The organism is Kosakonia cowanii JCM 10956 = DSM 18146, assembly GCF_001975225.1.
Classification (GTDB): Bacteria; Pseudomonadota; Gammaproteobacteria; order Enterobacterales; family Enterobacteriaceae; genus Kosakonia; species Kosakonia cowanii.
Map to the genome: position 1 here is coordinate 238,545 of NZ_CP019445.1, position 17,845 is coordinate 256,389.

Below are 17,845 nucleotides of genomic sequence, written 5' to 3' on the forward strand. Positions count from 1 at the left end.
AACAGAACCAACAGGAACTCCATACATGCAGACCATTATTAACGCCTGGTTCGTCCAGGGGATGATCAAAGCGACGACCGACGCCTGGCTAAAAGGCTGGGACGAGCGCAACGGCGGCAACCTGACCCTGCGTCTCGACGATGCGGATATTGCGCCCTATGAAGCAGATTTTCACCCGCAGCCGCGCTACATTCCCCTCAGCCAGCCGATGCCGCTGCTCGCCAACACGCACTTTATCGTTACCGGCTCCGGCAAATTTTTCCGCAACGTGCAGCTCGATCCAACGGCCAACCTCGGCGTGGTCAAAGTCGACAGCGACGGCGCCGGTTACCACATCCTGTGGGGGCTGACTAACGAAGCGGTGCCCACCTCCGAACTGCCGGCGCACTTCTTGTCCCACTGCGAGCGCATCCAGGCGACCGGCGGCAAAGATCGGGTGATCATGCACTGCCACGCCACCAACCTTATCGCCCTGACCTACGTGCTGGAAAACAGCTCGGATCTGATTACCCGCAAGCTGTGGGAAGGGAGCACCGAGTGCCTGGTGGTCTTCCCGGACGGCGTCGGCATTCTGCCGTGGATGGTGCCGGGCACCGATGAAATCGGCCGCGCCACCGCCAACGACATGCAGAAACATTCGCTGGTACTGTGGCCGTTCCACGGCGTTTTCGGCAGCGGCCCGACGCTGGATGAAGCTTTTGGCCTGATCGACACCGCAGAAAAATCTGCCGAGGTGTTAGTCAAAGTCTATTCGATGGGCAGTATGAAACAGACCATCACCCGTGAAGAACTGATCGCACTGGGCAAACGCTTCGGCGTCAACCCGCTGCAATCGGCGTTAGATCTGTACCACTAAAAAAAACGCGCCCCGCTCACGCAGACGGGGCGAACTCTGTTCACCTGCAAAAAACCACTCCCAATGATTTCGGTAACACGAAAGCGAACGGGAGTGTCATCCGTGGAGTACGAGCAATGAAAACAAAAGCAAGCTTGATCCTCACCGTTGTCATGATGGCGTTATCCGGTTCCGCCATCGCCGAAGTGAAAATCGCCCTGGTGGCGAAATCGTTAGGGAATGGTTTTTTTGAAGCCGCCAACACCGGCGCGCAGGAGGCAGCGAAAGAGTTAGGCGACGTTAAAGTGATCTACACCGGGCCGACCACCACCACCGCGGAAGCGCAGATCGAAGTGCTGAACGGCTTGATCGCCCAAGGGGTAGATGCGATCGCCATCTCCGCCAACGATCCGGACGCGGTAGTGCCGGTGCTGAAAAAAGCGATGCAGCGCGGTATCAAAGTGGTGTCCTGGGACTCCGGCGTGGCGAAAGCCGGGCGGCAGATCCACCTTAACCCCTCCAATAACGCGCTGATTGGCGAAACCAACGTCAAGCTTGCCGCCGATGCGCTGAAAGCGCTGAATGTTGAGAAGGGCGATGTCGCCATTCTGAGCGCCACGCCCACCTCCACCAACCAGAATATCTGGATTGCGGAGATGAAAAAGGTGCTGCCGAAGTACCCCTCCGTCAATCTGGTCACCGTCGCCTATGGCGACGACCTCTCCGATAAAAGCTACCGCGAAGCGGTCGGCCTGCTGAAGTCTTATCCGGATCTGAAAGTAATTGTTTCCCCCTCCTCCGTCGGCATTGTCGCCGCCGCGCAGGCGGTGAAGGATCAGGGCAAAATCGGCAAAGTCTACGTTACCGGTCTCGGCTTGCCCTCTGAAATGGCGGGTGCCATCAAATCCGGCGCGAGTAAAAGTTTTGCCATCTGGAACCCGATCGATCTCGGCTATGCCGCCACCTATTTAGCAAACGATCTGGTGAAAGGGACGGCGACGAAAACGGAAGCCAGCATGGGCCGCTTAGGGAAAGTGACGCTGGATGCCGACGGCAATGGCGCGATGGCGCAACCGTTCGTCTACGATGCCAGCAATATTGATAAGTTCTCGAAGATGTTCTGACCCTTTCCCCTCTCCGACGGGAGGGGGCAAAACCGGAGAGTTATCATGACGGCATCCACCCCACTGCTGTCGCTTAAGGGCATCAGCAAGCGCTTTCCCGGCGTGCGCGCACTTGAGAACGTACAGCTTGATCTCTGGCCTGGCCACGTAACCGCCCTGATTGGCGAGAACGGCGCGGGCAAATCGACGCTGGTCAAAGTAATGACCGGCATTTATCAGCCCGATGAGGGCGAGATCCTCTATAAAGCGATCCCCATCTCTCTGCCGACACCCGATGCGGCGCACAGAGTGGGCATTACCGCCATTCACCAAGAGACGGTGCTGTTCGACGAGCTATCGGTCACCGAAAATATTTTTGTTGGCCACTATCTCTATAAAGGGCTGCTGAAAAAGCTCGACTGGCCCGCCATGCACCAGCAGGCACGGGCACTCCTCGCCCGGCTGGAGGTGCAGATCGATCCGCGCGCGACGCTTAAAACCCTCAGCATTGCCCAGCGGCATATGGTGGCGATTGCCCGCGCGCTCGCCTTCGATGCGCAGGTGGTGATCCTTGATGAGCCGACCGCCGCCCTCTCGCAGCACGAGATTCTGGAGTTCTACCACATCGTTGAGCGCCTGAAGCAGGAGGGGAAAGCGATCCTCTTTATCTCGCACAAGTTCGATGAAATCTTCGAACTGGCGGATCACTACACCATTTTGCGCGACGGCGTCTTTATCGAATCCGGTGCTATCAAGGAGATTACCGAAGCGCGGATGGTGACGCTGATGGTCGGGCGCGCCATCAGCCAGAGCTGGCCGAAAATCGCCTGCGAGCCGGGCGAGGTGGTACTGGAGGTAAACGATCTCTGCCATGCCACTGAGTTTGCCCATATCAACTTCAGCCTGCGCAAAGGGGAGATCCTCGGCTTTTATGGCCTGGTGGGTGCCGGGCGCACCGAGCTGATGCAGGCGCTCTGCGGCGTAACGCGTCCCGCCTCGGGCGACATTATCCTCAATGGCAAGGCGGTACAGTTCCGCCAGCCGGCGGATGCGATTCAGGCCGGGATTGTCTGCGTGCCGGAAGAGCGCCAACAGCAGGGGGCGATCACCGCCCTGTCGATTGCCCAGAACATCAGCCTGCCGCAGCTGAGCACGCTCAACGCCAACGGGGTGCTGAATGATGCCAAAGAGTGGGCGCTGGCGGAGGAGTACGCCCGCCGCTTGCAGGTCAAAGCTTTTAGCTGGAAGCAGGCGGTTGAGACGCTCTCCGGCGGCAATCAGCAGAAGGTGGTGATCGGTAAGTGGCTCGCCACCCAGCCGCAGGTAATTATTCTCGATGAGCCGACCAAAGGGATCGATATCGGTTCGAAAGCGGCGGTGCACCAGTTTATGTCCGAACTGGTGGCGCAGGGGCTGGCGGTGATTATGGTCTCCTCCGAACTGCCGGAAGTGATGAGCATGGCGGATCGGGTGATCGTCATGCATGAAGGATTGATGGTCGCGCACTACCGGGCCGGAGAAGCGTCGGCAGAAACCATTGTCAGCGCCGCCAGCGGTGCCGGGCAGGAGGCCGCATGATGAACGCACTGCTTAAACATCGTGAAGCGCTGCTCGGCGGGGTGATTGTGCTGCTGATGCTGGCAATCGGCAGCCGCGTGCCTGCCTTTATCAGCCCCGGCAACCTGGTGGAGATGTTCAACGATACTTCCATCCTGATCATTCTCGCCCTCGGGCAGATGTTGGTGCTGCTGACCAAAGGGATCGATCTGTCGATGGCGGCGAACCTGGCGCTCACCGGCATGATTGTCGCGCTGATTAACTTCCATCACCCGGATGTACCGGTGTGGGCGTTGCTGCTGCTGGCAACTGCGCTCGGGCTGGTGATGGGGATCATCAACGGCCTGCTGGTGTGGAAACTGGGTATTCCGGCGATTGTGGTAACGCTCGGCACCATGAGCATCTACCGCGGCATTATCTTTCTCCTCTCCGGCGGCGGCTGGGTGAACGCCAACCAGATGAGCGCCGATTTCCTTGCCGTGCCGCGCAGTGGGCTGTTGGGGTTACCGGTGCTGAGCTGGTGCGCCATCGCCGCGCTGCTGCTGGTCGGCTACTTCCTGCGTTACAGCCGCAGCGGACGGGCGCTCTATACCGCAGGCGGCAACGCCACGGCGGCCTACTACACCGGTATCAACGCCGGCAAGATGCAGTTTGTCAGCTTCTGCCTTTCAGGCGCGCTGGCCGGGTTCTGCGGTTACTTGTGGATCTCGCGCTTCGCCGTCGCTTATGTCGATGTCGCCAACGGCTTTGAGCTACAAGTTGTGGCCGCCTGCGTGATTGGCGGCATCAGCACCATGGGCGGCAGCGGGCGCGTGCTCGGCTGTCTGTTTGGCGCGCTGTTCCTCGGCGTTATCAACAATGCCCTGCCGGTGATTGGCGTCTCGCCCTTCTGGCAAATGGCGATTTCCGGCACGGTGATCGTGATTGCGGTGCTGCTCAACGAGCGTGGCAATAAGCGCAAAGGGCGGTTGATCCTGCGCGATGCGGCGCTGGCCCGGCAGAAACAGGCGGTGAAATCATGAGCAAAATTCTCACTTCTGAAGCGGTAAATAGCCCGGCTGCGCCGACGCCACTCTTGCGCCGTCTGCTCTGCTGGGAGGGGTTTTTACTGGCGGTGACGCTGGCGGTGTTTGTGGTGAACGCCCTCGCCTCGCCCTACTTCCTTAATATCTGGAACCTGTCAGATGCCACCTTTAACTTCACCGAGAAGGCGATCATCGTGTTGCCAATGGCGATGTTGATTATCGCCAGAGAGATCGATCTCTCGGTCGCCGCCACCATCGCGCTCAGCTCAACGGCGATGGGCTTTTGTGCGCAGGCGGGCGTCGATACGCCGCTGTTAGTCTGCGTGGGATTGGGCGTCGGCTTGCTGTGCGGGTTGTTCAACGGCTTTCTGGTGACCCGATTTAACCTCTCGTCGATTGTTATCACCATCGGCACCATGAGCTTATACCGTGGCATCTCCTACATCCTGCTGGGCGACCAGGCGCTCAACAGCTGGCCGGAGAGCTTCGCGTGGCTCGGCCAGGGCTACGTCTGGGGCGCGCTGTCGTTTGAGTTTGCGCTCTTTATTGTGCTCGGGCTGCTGTTTGCCTTTCTGCTGCATAAAACCAACTTTGGCCGCCGCACTTACGCCATCGGCAATAACCCGACCGCCGCGTGGTATGCCGGGATCAATGTCAAACGCCACAACCTGATCCTCTTTGCGCTGGTGGGGTTAATGGCGGGGCTGGCGTCAGTGCTGCTCACTTCGCGCCTCGGCAGCACGCGCCCGACCATCGCGCTGGGCTGGGAGCTTTCCGTGGTGACGATGGCGGTGCTCGGCGGCGTCAATATTCTCGGCGGCTCCGGCAGCATGGTCGGCGTGATTATCGCCGCCTTTTTGATGGGGCTGGTGACCTTTGGCCTGAGCCTGCTCAACGTGCCGGGGATCGTGATGTCGATTATTGTCGGCGCGATGCTGATCGTGGTGATTTCACTGCCGATCCTCACCCGGCGCCTGTTGCAGCGCAGGCGGCTGTAGTGCAGGCATGGCTTGCCGGATGGCGGCTTACGTCAAAGCGCTAGCGGGAAAAATTTTATCCGGCGACAGGGAGCATTGCCGCCGGTCAGGATTCAACCAAATCAAGGAGAAACATGATGAGCTTTATGTTGGCACTGCCGAAAATCAGCCTGCACGGCGCGGGCGCAATTGGCGATATGGTGAAACTGGTGGCTGACAAACAGTGGGGTAAGGCGCTGATTGTCACCGACGGGCAGCTGGTGAAACTCGGTCTGCTCGACAGCCTGTTTACCGCGCTAAAGGCGCATAAGATGCCCTATCAGCTGTTTGATGGCGTCTTCCCCAACCCGACCGAAGCGCTGGTGCAGGAGGGGTTTGCCGCCTATCAGCAGTCAGGCTGTGACTACCTGATCGCCTTCGGCGGCGGCAGCCCGATTGATACCGCGAAAGCGATAAAAATCCTCACCGCGAACCCCGGACCGTCAACCGCTTACTCCGGCGTTGGCAAAGTGAAACATGCCGGGGTGCCGCTGGTGGCAATCAACACTACCGCAGGCACGGCGGCGGAGATGACCAGCAACGCAGTGATTATCGACAGCGAGCGCCAGGTGAAGGAGGTGATTATTGATGCCAACCTGATCCCCGATATCGCCGTCGACGATGCCAGCGTGATGCTGGCGATCCCCGCCGCGGTCACTGCCGCAACCGGCATGGATGCCCTGACCCATGCGGTCGAAGCCTATGTCTCCGTGGGCGCGCATCCGTTAACGGATGCCAACGCGCTGGAGGCGATTCGCCTCATCAACCTGTGGCTGCCGACCGCCGTTGCCGAGGGCGATAACCTTGAGGCGCGCGAACAGATGGCTTACGGGCAGTATCTGGCCGGTATGGCCTTTAACAGCGCCGGGCTCGGGCTGGTGCACGCGCTGGCCCACCAGCCGGGCGCGACCCACAATCTGCCGCACGGCGTCTGCAACGCCATCCTGTTGCCGATCATCGAAAACTTTAACCGCCCCCATGCGGTAACGCGTTTCGCCCGCATCGCGCAGGCGATGGGCGTTGATACCCGGGAGATGAGCGAGGAGGCGGCAAGCCAGCAGGCGATTGCTGCCATTCGCGCGCTGAGCGCCAAAGTCGGTATTCCCTCCGGCTTTAGTGCGCTGGGCGTGCGCGAAGCCGATATCGAAGGGTGGCTGGATAAGGCGCTCGCCGATCCGTGTGCGCCCTGCAACCCGCGCAGCGCCAGCCGCGATGAGGTGCGCGAGCTCTATCTGGAGGCATTATGATCCGTAAAGCGTTTGTTATGCAGGTCAATCCCGATGCGCATGAGGAGTACGCGCGTCGCCATAACCCAATCTGGCCGGAGCTGGAAGCGGTGCTGAAAGAGGCGGGCGCGCACCATTACGCCATCTATCTCGATAAAGCGCGCAACCTGCTCTTCGCCACGGTGGAGATTGAATCAGAAGCGCGCTGGGAGGCGGTTGCCCGCACCGAGGTGTGCCAGCGCTGGTGGAAGCATATGCGCGACGTGATGCCTGCCAATGCCGATAACAGCCCGGTGAGCGCCGAGCTGGAAGAGGTGTTCTATCTGGCGTAAGCCGCTCCCTTCATCCCCTCAAGGCACGCAGGGGATGAAGGCTCAATTCTGCTCGGCAACGAGGATCGCCTGCGTATCCGGCTCCAGCGCTTTAAAGATATGCTCGCGATCCGCCGGGTAACAGATGTAATCCCCTTCGTTTAACTCTTCAGGCGCTTCGGTCAGCCCGACCAGTGCCCGTCCCTGCGTCACAATAATGTGCTCAACGGAACCGGCGGGATGCGGATGGGAGATGCGATCCGCGCCGGGCTGCGTCAGCAGCAGATAGATATCGCGCCGCGCACCGGGCGGGCAGGTTGCCAGCAATATCGCCTGGTAGTGCGCCTGCTCGGCAACCACTTTGGTGCCTTCACCGCGGCGAATCACCTGCGTTTGTGGGTTTTGCGGCTCCAGCAGGCGGGCAAACGGAATATCCAGCGCCACGCAGAGTGCCCACAGGGTTTCGAGGCTCGGATTGCCGTTGCCCGCTTCCAGCTGCGAGAGCGTCGATTTCGCAATCCCGGCGCGGCGGGCGATCTCCGCCAGCGAGAGCCCGGTCCGCTGCCGCTCACGCGCCAGGCTTTTGGCGATAATAGCGATGGGTTGTGTCATACCGGCCTTAATGTTCATTTAATCGAACGTTATGTTCGTCTTGAAAAACGGTCTCAGGGTGTTCATTATAATGGATACACGTTCGATATGGCTAAAAAGCGATGTTCACACAACACTTTTCTTCCCTTACACGCGACACGGTTAGAGCGATTGGGCTGGTCTGCCTGGCGGTCGGCGTTGTCGGCGTCTCCTATGGTTCGCTGGCGATGGCCTACGGCTTTCCGCTCTGGGTGCCGCTGATGCTCTCAACGCTGGTGCTGGCAGGCGCCTCGGAGTTTATGTTTATCGGTATTGTGGCAAGCGGCGGTAGCCCGCTGGCGGCAGCGGTCGCCGGGCTGCTGGTCAATGCGCGCCATATTCCCTTCGGCGTAACGGTGCGAGAACTGGTGGGTAAACGGGCCGCCGGATTATTGGGCTGCCACATTATGAATGATGAGAGCGTGGTGTTCGGGCTTTCACAGTCAACCCCGGAACAGCGCAAAGCCGCCTACTGGCTCTGCGGGCTGGGCGTGGCGCTGCTGTGGCCGGTTGGCGTGCTGATCGGCGCATCGGTCGGCACGTTTCTGCCCGCGCCGGAAACCATCGGTCTGGACGCGGTGTTCCCGGCGATTTTGCTGGCATTAGTGCTGCCAGCGCTGAAAAAGCGCACCACGCTGATACGCGCCTGCAGCGGCGCGGCGCTCTCGCTGGCGACAGTCCCCTTCGCGCCGGTGGGGTTACCGGTGCTGCTCTCACTGCTTGGTTTATTGACGAGGAAGCGATAATGGCAAGCGTTGCACTGACTCTTGGCGGTATCGCCATTCTCTCGGTAGGTACCTATCTGATGCGGCTCGGCGGCGCAAAACTGGGCGGGCGTCTGGCGCTGTCGGAACGCGCACAGGGGCTGCTTTCGGATGCAGCAACCACGCTTTTGTTTGCTGTGGCGCTGGCCGCAATGCTCTATGAAGGGGATCACTTCGCCGGGATGGCGCGGGTTTCCGGCGTGCTGTTTGCGCTCTTTCTTGCCTGGCGCAAGATGCCGCTGATTGTGGTAATCCTGTCAGCAGCGGTGGTGACAGCGCTGCTGCGGCTGGCGGGTCTGCACTAAAACGAAAAAAGCGCCCGTAGGCGCTCTTTCGACGATAGTGCTTAACTTATTTGGTCAGTTCAGCGGTCATGTGAACCTGGTTGCCGTTATACGCTTCGGTGATCTGGTAAGAGGCGCCAGCCTGTTGTGCCTGGGCCGCGATTTTCGCTTCAGCACCGCTCAGGGTGGTGTCAGTTGCGGTCACGGTTTGCGCAGCAAATGTACCGAAAGAGGAAGCGAGAGCGATAACTGCGACAAAAGTTTTGATGCTTTTCATGAGATAAACCCTTACGTTGTTTTGTTTAAGTGAGGCGCCGTGCCTCGATGAAAGTAATGATAGACCTCTACCTTCAAAACAAAAAGCGGAAGGATTTGTTAATCTCTTTCAGTTTTTTTGACGGTTATTTAACACCCACCAGCCGCTGCGGATGGGTATAAATTGTCGCCCTGCCCGGCTTGCAAAAACCGACCAGCGTCAGGTTACAACGCTCTGCCACTTCTACCGCCAGCGTAGTCGCCGCCGAGACGGCAAAGAGGATTTCGACGCCGCACATCGCCGACTTTTGCACCATCTCATAGCTGGCGCGGCTGGAGACCAGCACCGCACCGGAGGCCCACCTTTCACCGGCGCGTGCCCGGTGCCCGAGCAGCTTATCCAGCGCCACATGGCGACCCACATCTTCATGCCCCCCCGCCAGCTCGCCGGAAGGCAACAGCCACGCGGCGGCGTGGGTACAGCCGCTCAGCTGCCCGATCGGCTGCACATCAGTTAAGTGAGTGAGCGCGTTATCCAGCGTGGCTAAATCAAAGGTCTGGGTGAACGGCAGCGGCACAATGGGCTTGCCGATATCATTGAGCTGCTCAACGCCGCAGACGCCACAGCCGGTGCGCCCGGCCAGCGCGCGGCGACGCTCTTTCAGCCCCATAAAACGGCGGCTGGAGAGGTCAATCTGCACTTCCAGCCCATTACAGGACGGCACAACCTCCATGCCGTAAATGTCGGCGGGGGTTTCAATAATCCCTTCGGATAAGGAGAAGCCGATGGCGAACTCCTCCAGATCTTTTGGCGATGCCATCATCACCACGTGGGAAATACCGTTGTAGACCAGCGCAACAGGCACCTCTTCCGCCAGCATGTCTGGCTGGGGCTGCTGCAGGTTGTCACGCTTCCAGAGCACGACTTCGCGTACGCCTGTGACTGATGTTGCATTTTTGTGCTTTTTAGTATGCAAAATGTTCACTTTGTATTAACTACCCTCGAACAAGCGTACCGACATTGTGGTATTCTCCGCGCATATCCTTCTTAAGCAGAGGGATATGCAGCAATTCTGAACCTTTGTGAAATTCACCGCAAAGAAAAAAACGATAAGAGTAATGTCAACCAGGAGTAACCCATGCAGGTCAGCAGAAGGCAGTTCTTTAAGATCTGCGCTGGCGGTATGGCAGGTACAACGGCTGCAGCACTGGGCTTTGCCCCCAACATTGCACTCGCGGAGACACGGCAATATAAGCTGTTGCGCACCCGCGAAACCCGTAATACTTGCACATATTGTTCCGTGGGCTGCGGGCTATTGATGTATAGCCTCGGCGACGGTGCAAAAAACGCCAAAGCGTCAATTTTCCATATCGAAGGGGATCCGGACCATCCGGTAAACCGCGGCGCGCTCTGCCCGAAAGGGGCAGGTCTGGTGGATTTCATCCACTCTGAAAGCCGCCTGAAATACCCGGAATACCGTGCTCCAGGTTCCGATAAGTGGCAACGCATCACCTGGGAAGATGCCTTTGAGCGCATCGCCAAACTGATGAAAGCCGACCGCGACGCCAACTATGTTGCGCAGAACGCCGAAGGCACCACCGTGAACCGCTGGCTGAGCACCGGGATGCTGTGCGCATCCGCTTCCAGTAACGAAACCGGCTATTTAACCCAGAAATTTACCCGCGCCCTCGGCATGTTAGCCGTCGATAACCAGGCGCGTGTCTGACACGGACCAACGGTAGCAAGTCTTGCTCCAACATTTGGTCGCGGTGCGATGACCAACCACTGGGTTGATATGAAGAACGCCAATCTCATCGTGGTGATGGGAGGGAACGCGGCAGAAGCGCATCCGGTGGGATTCCGCTGGGCGATGGAAGCCAAGATCCACAATGGCGCGAAGCTGATTGTTATCGATCCTCGCTTTACGCGAACCGCCTCGGTTGCGGATTTTTATACGCCGATTCGTTCCGGTACTGACATCGCTTTCCTGTCAGGCGTGTTGCTGTACCTGCTGAACAACGAAAAATATAACCGCGAATATACCGAAGCCTATACCAACGCCAGCCTGATCGTGCGTGAAGATTTTGGCTTCGAAGATGGCCTGTTCACCGGCTATGACGCGGAAACACGCAAGTACGACAAAACCACCTGGAACTACGAGCTGGATGAGAAGGGCTTCGCTAAGCGCGATAAAACGCTGACTCACCCGCGCTGCGTGTGGAACCTGCTGAAACAGCATGTTTCCCGCTATACGCCAGATGTGGTTGAAAACATCTGCGGGACGCCAAAAGCGGACTTCCTGAAGGTGTGCGAGTACATCGCGGAAACCAGCGTGCATGATAAAACCGCCTCGTTCCTCTATGCACTGGGCTGGACGCAGCACTCCGTCGGCGCGCAGAACATCCGTACCATGGCGATGATCCAGCTGCTGCTCGGCAATATGGGGATGGCAGGCGGCGGCGTAAACGCCCTGCGCGGCCACTCCAATATTCAGGGTCTGACCGATCTTGGCCTGCTGTCGCAGAGCCTGCCGGGTTACATGACGCTGCCGAGTGAGAAGCAGAAGGATCTCCAGACCTACCTGACCGTCAACACGCCTAAACCGCTGCTGGAAGGCCAGGTTAACTACTGGAGCAACTACCCGAAATTCTTCGTGTCGATGATGAAAGCCTTCTTTGGCGACAAAGCGACGGCGGAGAACAGCTGGGGCTTTGACTGGCTGCCGAAGTGGGACAAAGGCTACGACGTTCTGCAGTATTTCGAAATGATGAGCCAGGGCAAGGTCAACGGCTATCTCTGCCAGGGCTTTAACCCGGTCGCCTCGTTCCCGAACAAGAACAAGGTGGTGGCATCCCTGTCGAAACTGAAGTTCCTGGTGACCATTGATCCGCTGAATACGGAAACCTCGACCTTCTGGCAGAACCACGGCGAGTCTAACGATGTCGATCCGTCGACCATCCAGACCGAAGTGTTCCGCCTGCCGTCGACCTGCTTTGCTGAAGAGAACGGCTCCATCGTTAACTCCGGCCGCTGGTTGCAGTGGCACTGGAAAGGCGCAGACGCCCCGGGCGAAGCGCTGAACGACGGTGAGATCCTGGCCGGTATCTTCTTACGTCTGCGTAAGATGTATGCCGCAGAGGGTGGCGCGAATCCGGAACAGGTTCTGAACATGACCTGGAACTACTCGACGCCGGAGAATCCGTCAGCAGAAGAAGTGGCGATGGAGAGCAACGGCAAAGCGCTGGTCGATATTATCGATCCGGTAAGCGGCGACGTGCTGGCGAAGAAAGGCAACCAGCTTGGTAGCTTTGCGCACCTGCGCGATGACGGCACCACCTCAAGCGGCTGCTGGATTTTCGCCGGGAGCTGGACGCCGGACGGCAACCAGATGGCGCGCCGTGATAACGCCGATCCGTCGGGCCTTGGCAATACGCTGGGCTGGGCATGGGCGTGGCCGCTCAACCGCCGTATTCTCTATAACCGTGCCTCCGCTGACCCGCAGGGTAACCCGTGGGATCCGAAGCGCAAGCTGCTCAGCTATGCCAACGGCAAGTGGGTGGGTGCAGATATTCCGGACTACAGCACCGCCGCACCTGGCAGTGAAGTCGGGCCGTTTATCATGCAGCCGGAAGGGATGGGTCGCCTCTTCGCTCTCGATAAGATGATGGAAGGGCCATTCCCGGAACACTACGAGCCGTTTGAAACGCCGCTGGGCACCAACCCGCTGCACCCGAATGTCGTCTCGAATCCTGCCGCGCGCGTCTTTAAAGACGATCTCGCTGCGATGGGTAAAGCCGATAAGTTCCCGTATGTCGGGACCACTTACCGCCTGACCGAGCACTTCCACTACTGGACTAAACACGCGCTGTTGAACTCCATCGCGCAGCCGGAACAGTTTGTGGAGATTGGCGAGAAACTGGCGGGCAAGCTGGGCATTACGCAGGGCGATACTGTGCGCGTCTCCTCCAACCGTGGCTATATCAAAGCCAAAGCGGTGGTGACCAAACGTATTCGTACCCTGAAAGTGGACGGCAAAGATATCGACACGATTGGTATTCCGATTCACTGGGGTTACGAAGGCGTGGCGAAGAAAGGCTTTATCGCTAACACGCTGACGCCGTTTGTCGGTGATGCGAATACCCAAACGCCGGAGTTCAAGGCGTTCCTGGTGAATGTGGAAAAGGTGTAACGGAGACGACTTATGGCTTATCAATCGCAAGACATCATCCGTCGTTCCGCGACTAACGGTTTCACTCCCGCGCCTCAGGCGCGGGATCACCAGCAGGAAGTGGCGAAGCTTATCGACGTCACCACCTGTATCGGCTGTAAAGCCTGTCAGGTGGCCTGTTCCGAATGGAATGACCTGCGTGATGAGGTGGGGCATAACGTCGGGATGTATGACAACCCGGCGGATCTGACCGCCAAATCATGGACGGTGATGCGTTTCTCGGAAGTGGAGCAGAACGACAAACTGGAGTGGCTGATTCGTAAAGATGGCTGCATGCACTGCGCCGATCCCGGCTGTCTGAAAGCATGTCCGTCAGAAGGGGCTATCATTCAGTATGCTAACGGCATTGTCGACTTCCAGTCTGAGCAGTGCATTGGCTGCGGTTACTGCATCGCGGGCTGCCCGTTCGATGTGCCGCGCCTGAACCCGGAAGACAACCGCGTCTACAAATGTACGCTGTGCGTTGACCGTGTGACGGTAGGCCAGGAACCAGCCTGCGTGAAGACCTGCCCGACCGGCGCTATCCACTTTGGCTCCAAAGAGGATATGAAAAACCTCGCCGGCGAGCGCGTGGCAGAGCTGAAAACCCGTGGTTACGATAACGCAGGTCTGTACGATCCGGCCGGTGTTGGCGGCACGCACGTGATGTATGTGCTGCACCATGCCAATAACCCGAATCTGTACCACGGTCTGCCGGAGAACCCGGAAATCAGCGCAACCGTGAAGTTCTGGAAAGGGATCTGGAAACCACTTGCGGCGGTCGGCTTTGCTGCCACCTTCGCGGCCAGCATCTTCCACTATGTCGGTGTCGGTCCGAACCGCGCAGAAGAGGAAGAGGACAACCTGCATGAAGAGAAAGACGAGGTGCGCAAATGAGAAAACGTGACACCATCGTGCGCTATTCGGCACCCGAGCGCATCAACCACTGGATCACCGCCTTCTGCTTCGTGCTGGCGTCGGTGAGCGGGCTGGGGTTTTTCTTCCCCTCCTTCAACTGGTTGATGAACATTTTGGGCACGCCGCAGCTGGCGCGTATTCTTCATCCGTTTGTCGGCGTGGTGATGTTTGCCTCGTTTATAATCATGTTTTTCCGCTATTGGCACCATAACCTCATCAATAGGGATGATATCTTTTGGGCGAAGAATATTCGTAAGATCGTCGTCAATGAGGAAGTGGGTGACACCGGGCGCTATAATTTCGGTCAGAAGTGTGTGTTCTGGGCGGCGATTATCTTCCTGGTGTTGCTACTGGCAAGCGGCGTGGTTATCTGGCGCCCTTACTTTGCACCCGCGTTTCCCATCCCGGTGATCCGCTTAGCGCTGATGGTGCATTCATTTGCAGCAGTTGCGTTAATTGTGGTTATCATGGTGCACATTTATGCCGCCTTGTGGGTTAAAGGCACCATAACCGCAATGGTGGAAGGCTGGGTTACCAGCACCTGGGCGAAGAAACATCACCCGCGCTGGTACCGGGAAGTTCGCAGCAAGACAACGGAAAAACCAACTGAATGAGTATTCGCATAATCCCGCAAGATGAGCTGGAGAAGAGCGAGAAACGCACGGCGGAAGTAATTCCGCCGTTGTTATTCCCCAGACTTAAAAACCTCTATAACCGCCGTGCGGAACGTCTGCGCACGCTGGCAGAGAGTAATCCGCTGGGTGATTATCTGCGTTTTGCCGCGCTTATCGCCCATGCCCAGGAGGTGGTGCTGTATGACCACCCGTTACAACTCGATCTGACGGCGCGTCTTAAAGAAGCTGCCGCGCAGGGCAAGCCGCCGCTTGATATTCATGTTCTGCCGCGCGATACGCACTGGCATAAGCTGCTGCATTCGCTGATCGCCGAGCTGAAGCCGGAGATGAGCGGCCCGGCGCTGGCGGTGATCGAGAATCTGGAAAAAGCCTCTGCGCAGGAGCTGGAAGCGATGGCCAGCGCGCTCTTCGCCGCCGACTTCGCCTCCGTCAGCAGCGATAAAGCGCCCTTTATCTGGGCCGCGCTGTCGCTCTACTGGGCGCAGATGGCCAGCCTGATTCCGGGGAAAGCCCGCGCGGAATATGGCGAGCAGCGCCAGTTCTGCCCGGTATGCGGATCGATGCCGGTTTCCAGTACGGTGCACATCGGCAGCAGCCAGGGGCTGCGCTACCTGCACTGCAACCTGTGCGAAACCGAATGGCACGTGGTACGCGTCAAGTGCAGCAACTGCGAGCAAACCCGCGATCTGCACTACTGGTCGCTGGATAACGAGCAGGCGGCAATCAAAGCGGAAAGCTGCGGCGACTGCGGCACTTACCTGAAGATCCTTTATCAGGAAAAAGACCAGAATGTCGAAGCGGTAGCCGACGATCTTGCGTCGCTGATCCTCGATGCCCGCATGGAGCAGGAAGGGTTCGCCCGTAGCTCCATCAACCCGTTCTTATTCCCCGGCGAAGGGGAGTAAAATCAGCAGGTCGCGGTAAGTTTTTGCCCGGCCTGTTACTGATATGGGGTGACACACTCACTCCCCTCCTTTTTCAAGTTTATTAGCGCTTCCCCCCTTCTAATAAGTCTTAAGTCTCCCTTCTGATGCATTCCTGAAAGAAAAAAACGTTCTTTCGAGCTGGGTTCCACTTTTCATTTTCAGCCCAAAAACCCCGTTTCCATTTCGCAAAAACCAGGCTATAAAACCTGGGTATTTATACAGATAAAGGAATGCAAAATGGCACTGGAACAGGGTATTAGCCAACTGGTAAGCGACTTTATTGCTGCAGGACGGCCTTCCGCCGGCGAGCAGAGTATTGATGACCGGCGCGCGGGGTATCTCGCCAGCACGACGCTGGCAGGCGAGACGGAAACCCGTGTTGAGGTGAGTGAGTTAACGCTTGAGGGCATTCGCTTTCGCTGCTTCTCGCCACAAAATGCCGATGATAATTTACCCGCGCTTATCTACTACCACGGTGGCTGTTTTGTTAGCGGTGGCTTTGATACCCATGATAAACAGTTGCGCCAGCTCGCCTTTTACAGCGGCTGTCGGGTTATCGCCGTGCAGTACCGCCTTGCACCAGAACACCGCTGGCCAGCGGCACATGATGATGCGCTGAGGGGCGCTGAACTTGTCCGGGAAAACGCGCAGCAGCTTGGCATCGATCCTCAGCGCCTCACGCTGGCGGGCGATAGCGCAGGCGGACATCTGGCGCTGGTCACGGCACTGCGCTTAAAAGCCGCAGGGGAGTGGCAGCCTGCTCAGCTGATCCTCATCTACCCGATGCTTGATGCAACCGCCTGGTTCGACAGCTATACCCTTAACGGCGCAGATTATGTGATCACCCGCGAGGCACTGCTCTCCGGCTACACGCACTATCTCGGCGAGACCGACCGCCTGCTGCCGGATGTCAGCCCGCTGTGGCGCGATGATTTCAACGGCCTGCCGCCGACGCATATTGTCACCGCGGAGTTTGACCCGCTGTGCGATGAAGGAGAGTCACTCTATCAGCGAATGACCGAACAGGGCGTGGCCTGCTCCTGTTCGCGTTATCTCGGTGTGATACACGGTTTCTTCCAGCTTGCCGGCATCAGCCGCACGGCAGTGGATGTAATCCACGATGTGGCGTCGCGCGTCGCCAGGGTGTAACTGGCTATACGGGAAAGCGCGCTTTTCGCGCGCGCCATCGGCAGGCCCAGCGCCTACTCCTCTTCGTTGCCGCCCTCTTCGAACGAGCCAAACGGTTTTGCGGGCAGGACGATATAGATGCCTTCAAAAATCGCACCCTGCTTATCATCGCCAAACAGCTCTACCTGCATCTGCACGCGCGCTTTTTTCCCGCGTGCCAGGCGGTCGAGATCGCCGCTTAACGAGCCGAGATCGGCAATGGCGCTCGGTTTACCGCTGATGGGTGAACTGTAGCGGATATGGGCGTCGGCGAGAATAATTGTGCCGCCGAGATGGCGTTCGCGCAGCATCAGCCAGATAAGACCCCAGCCGGTGAGCGTCGCCAGCGAGAAAAGGCTGCCGGCAAACAGCGTGTGATGCGGGTTTTGATTGCCGATCTCCGGCATGGTGGTAATAAATTTCTGCCCGGTGTACTGCTGGATGCGCACGCCCATCTTTTCGCTGAGCGGAATATGCTGATACCAGGCTTGTTGTAGCTGACCGCACCAGTCGCCGCGATGAAGAATATCATCCAGCGAGGCGATGGGTTTGATCATCAGAAAATGGCGGATGGGGGTGGTTTGCGGCGCGGTGATTTCGCCCTCGTTGATAAACCCAAGCTTGGCGAAAAAGGGTACCGCATCTTCGCGGGCGCTACAGGTTACGCGCTTAACACCCTCCTGGCGGGCGACGGATTCCAGGGTCATCGCCATCAGCGTGCCGAGGCCTTTATCCTGTACGGAGGGGTGCACCGCCATAAAGCGAATCGAGCCTTCGTTATCGGCATTGATATAGAGCCGACCGGACGCGACGATATTGCCCTCTTCATCAACCACCATCTGGTGATGCGCCATGGCGTCCCAGGCGTCGCGCTCGGAGCCCTGCGGCTGGTGCAACGGCTTGCGTAACATTTCCCAGCGGAACTGGTAGTAACGTTCTAACTCTTCTTCAGTTTGCGGTACGCGAAGATGATACATAGCTGCAT

General features: G+C 58.3%; 18 protein-coding genes. 14 read left to right on the forward strand and 4 right to left on the reverse strand.

The features are described 5' to 3' along the window. The first annotated feature begins 25 nt into the window (after nt 1–25). From rhaD to rhaM, 7 genes are all read left to right on the forward strand, one after another. A complete protein-coding gene (rhaD, locus tag BWI95_RS01120) occupies nt 26–856 on the forward strand; it encodes a rhamnulose-1-phosphate aldolase (RefSeq protein WP_054804138.1) in 831 nt (276 codons plus the stop codon). A 116-nt stretch (nt 857–972) separates the two neighbouring features. Continuing rightward, the gene (gene rhaS, locus BWI95_RS01125; protein WP_023479368.1) at nt 973–1,959 is read left to right on the forward strand and encodes a rhamnose ABC transporter substrate-binding protein; all 987 of its coding nucleotides are present in this window, start codon (nt 973–975) and stop codon (nt 1,957–1,959) included. Between the two features lie 45 nt (nt 1,960–2,004). Continuing rightward, complete coding sequence (locus BWI95_RS01130; RefSeq protein WP_054804139.1) at nt 2,005–3,516, forward strand: sugar ABC transporter ATP-binding protein; 1,512 nt, start codon at nt 2,005–2,007, stop codon at nt 3,514–3,516. After that, the gene (locus BWI95_RS01135) at nt 3,513–4,517 is read left to right on the forward strand and encodes an ABC transporter permease (RefSeq protein ID WP_076768855.1); all 1,005 of its coding nucleotides are present in this window, start codon (nt 3,513–3,515) and stop codon (nt 4,515–4,517) included. The genes BWI95_RS01130 and BWI95_RS01135 overlap by 4 nt, the downstream gene beginning before the upstream one ends. Next, nucleotides 4,514–5,518: an ABC transporter permease gene (locus BWI95_RS01140; protein ID WP_023479320.1), complete on the forward strand. Its 1,005-nt coding sequence runs from the start codon at nt 4,514–4,516 to the stop codon at nt 5,516–5,518. Before BWI95_RS01135 ends, BWI95_RS01140 begins: the two co-directional genes overlap by 4 nt. A gap of 116 nt (nt 5,519–5,634) precedes the next feature. Next, a complete protein-coding gene (fucO, locus tag BWI95_RS01145; RefSeq protein ID WP_054804140.1) occupies nt 5,635–6,783 on the forward strand; it encodes a lactaldehyde reductase in 1,149 nt (382 codons plus the stop codon). Continuing rightward, nucleotides 6,780–7,094 (forward strand): L-rhamnose mutarotase, encoded by a 315-nt coding sequence (gene rhaM, locus BWI95_RS01150; RefSeq protein WP_054804141.1) that lies wholly within the window; start codon nt 6,780–6,782, stop codon nt 7,092–7,094. The genes fucO and rhaM overlap by 4 nt, the downstream gene beginning before the upstream one ends. Before the next feature lie 42 nt (nt 7,095–7,136). Here the strand turns inward: rhaM and BWI95_RS01155 are convergent, their stop codons facing one another. Then, nucleotides 7,137–7,685: a helix-turn-helix domain-containing protein gene (locus BWI95_RS01155; protein WP_023479331.1), complete on the reverse strand. Its 549-nt coding sequence runs from the start codon at nt 7,683–7,685 to the stop codon at nt 7,137–7,139. A gap of 101 nt (nt 7,686–7,786) precedes the next feature. On the opposite strand from BWI95_RS01155, the gene BWI95_RS01160 reads away from it, so the two are divergent. Together BWI95_RS01160 and BWI95_RS01165 are read left to right on the forward strand one after the other, a co-directional pair. After that, the gene (locus tag BWI95_RS01160) at nt 7,787–8,449 is read left to right on the forward strand and encodes an AzlC family ABC transporter permease (RefSeq protein WP_076768856.1); all 663 of its coding nucleotides are present in this window, start codon (nt 7,787–7,789) and stop codon (nt 8,447–8,449) included. Then, nucleotides 8,449–8,772: an AzlD domain-containing protein gene (locus tag BWI95_RS01165; RefSeq protein WP_023479297.1), complete on the forward strand. Its 324-nt coding sequence runs from the start codon at nt 8,449–8,451 to the stop codon at nt 8,770–8,772. Before BWI95_RS01160 ends, BWI95_RS01165 begins: the two co-directional genes overlap by 1 nt. A 46-nt stretch (nt 8,773–8,818) precedes the next feature. Here BWI95_RS01165 and BWI95_RS01170 read toward each other — a convergent pair whose 3' ends face one another. Continuing rightward, entirely contained in the window at nt 8,819–9,028 is a 210-nt protein-coding gene (locus tag BWI95_RS01170) for a YdgH/BhsA/McbA-like domain containing protein (protein WP_042712305.1), read from the reverse strand. A 124-nt stretch (nt 9,029–9,152) separates the two neighbouring features. Beyond that, complete coding sequence (fdhD, locus tag BWI95_RS01175) at nt 9,153–9,992, reverse strand: formate dehydrogenase accessory sulfurtransferase FdhD (protein ID WP_076768857.1); 840 nt, start codon at nt 9,990–9,992, stop codon at nt 9,153–9,155. A gap of 153 nt (nt 9,993–10,145) precedes the next feature. Between fdhD and fdnG the strand changes: the two genes are divergently transcribed. From fdnG to BWI95_RS01205, 5 genes are all read left to right on the forward strand, one after another. Next, the gene (fdnG, locus tag BWI95_RS01185; protein ID WP_139966890.1) at nt 10,146–13,196 is read left to right on the forward strand and encodes a formate dehydrogenase-N subunit alpha; all 3,051 of its coding nucleotides are present in this window, start codon (nt 10,146–10,148) and stop codon (nt 13,194–13,196) included. Nucleotides 13,197–13,208: 12 nt separating this feature from the next. Continuing rightward, complete coding sequence (fdxH, locus tag BWI95_RS01190; RefSeq protein WP_054804143.1) at nt 13,209–14,111, forward strand: formate dehydrogenase subunit beta; 903 nt, start codon at nt 13,209–13,211, stop codon at nt 14,109–14,111. After that, nucleotides 14,108–14,746 carry a formate dehydrogenase cytochrome b556 subunit gene (gene fdoI, locus BWI95_RS01195; RefSeq protein WP_023479367.1) on the forward strand — a complete coding sequence of 213 codons (639 nt, stop codon included), beginning with the start codon at nt 14,108–14,110 and terminating at the stop codon, nt 14,744–14,746. Before fdxH ends, fdoI begins: the two co-directional genes overlap by 4 nt. After that, entirely contained in the window at nt 14,743–15,672 is a 930-nt protein-coding gene (fdhE, locus tag BWI95_RS01200) for a formate dehydrogenase accessory protein FdhE (protein ID WP_023479362.1), read from the forward strand. The genes fdoI and fdhE overlap by 4 nt, the downstream gene beginning before the upstream one ends. Nucleotides 15,673–15,930: 258 nt before the next feature. Continuing rightward, a complete protein-coding gene (locus BWI95_RS01205) occupies nt 15,931–16,842 on the forward strand; it encodes an alpha/beta hydrolase (protein ID WP_076768858.1) in 912 nt (303 codons plus the stop codon). Between the two features lie 53 nt (nt 16,843–16,895). Here BWI95_RS01205 and fabY read toward each other — a convergent pair whose 3' ends face one another. Beyond that, nucleotides 16,896–17,837, reverse strand: a complete 942-nt coding sequence (fabY, locus tag BWI95_RS01210; RefSeq protein ID WP_023479318.1) for a fatty acid biosynthesis protein FabY — start codon at nt 17,835–17,837, stop codon at nt 16,896–16,898. Between the last annotated feature and the right edge of the window lie 8 nt (nt 17,838–17,845).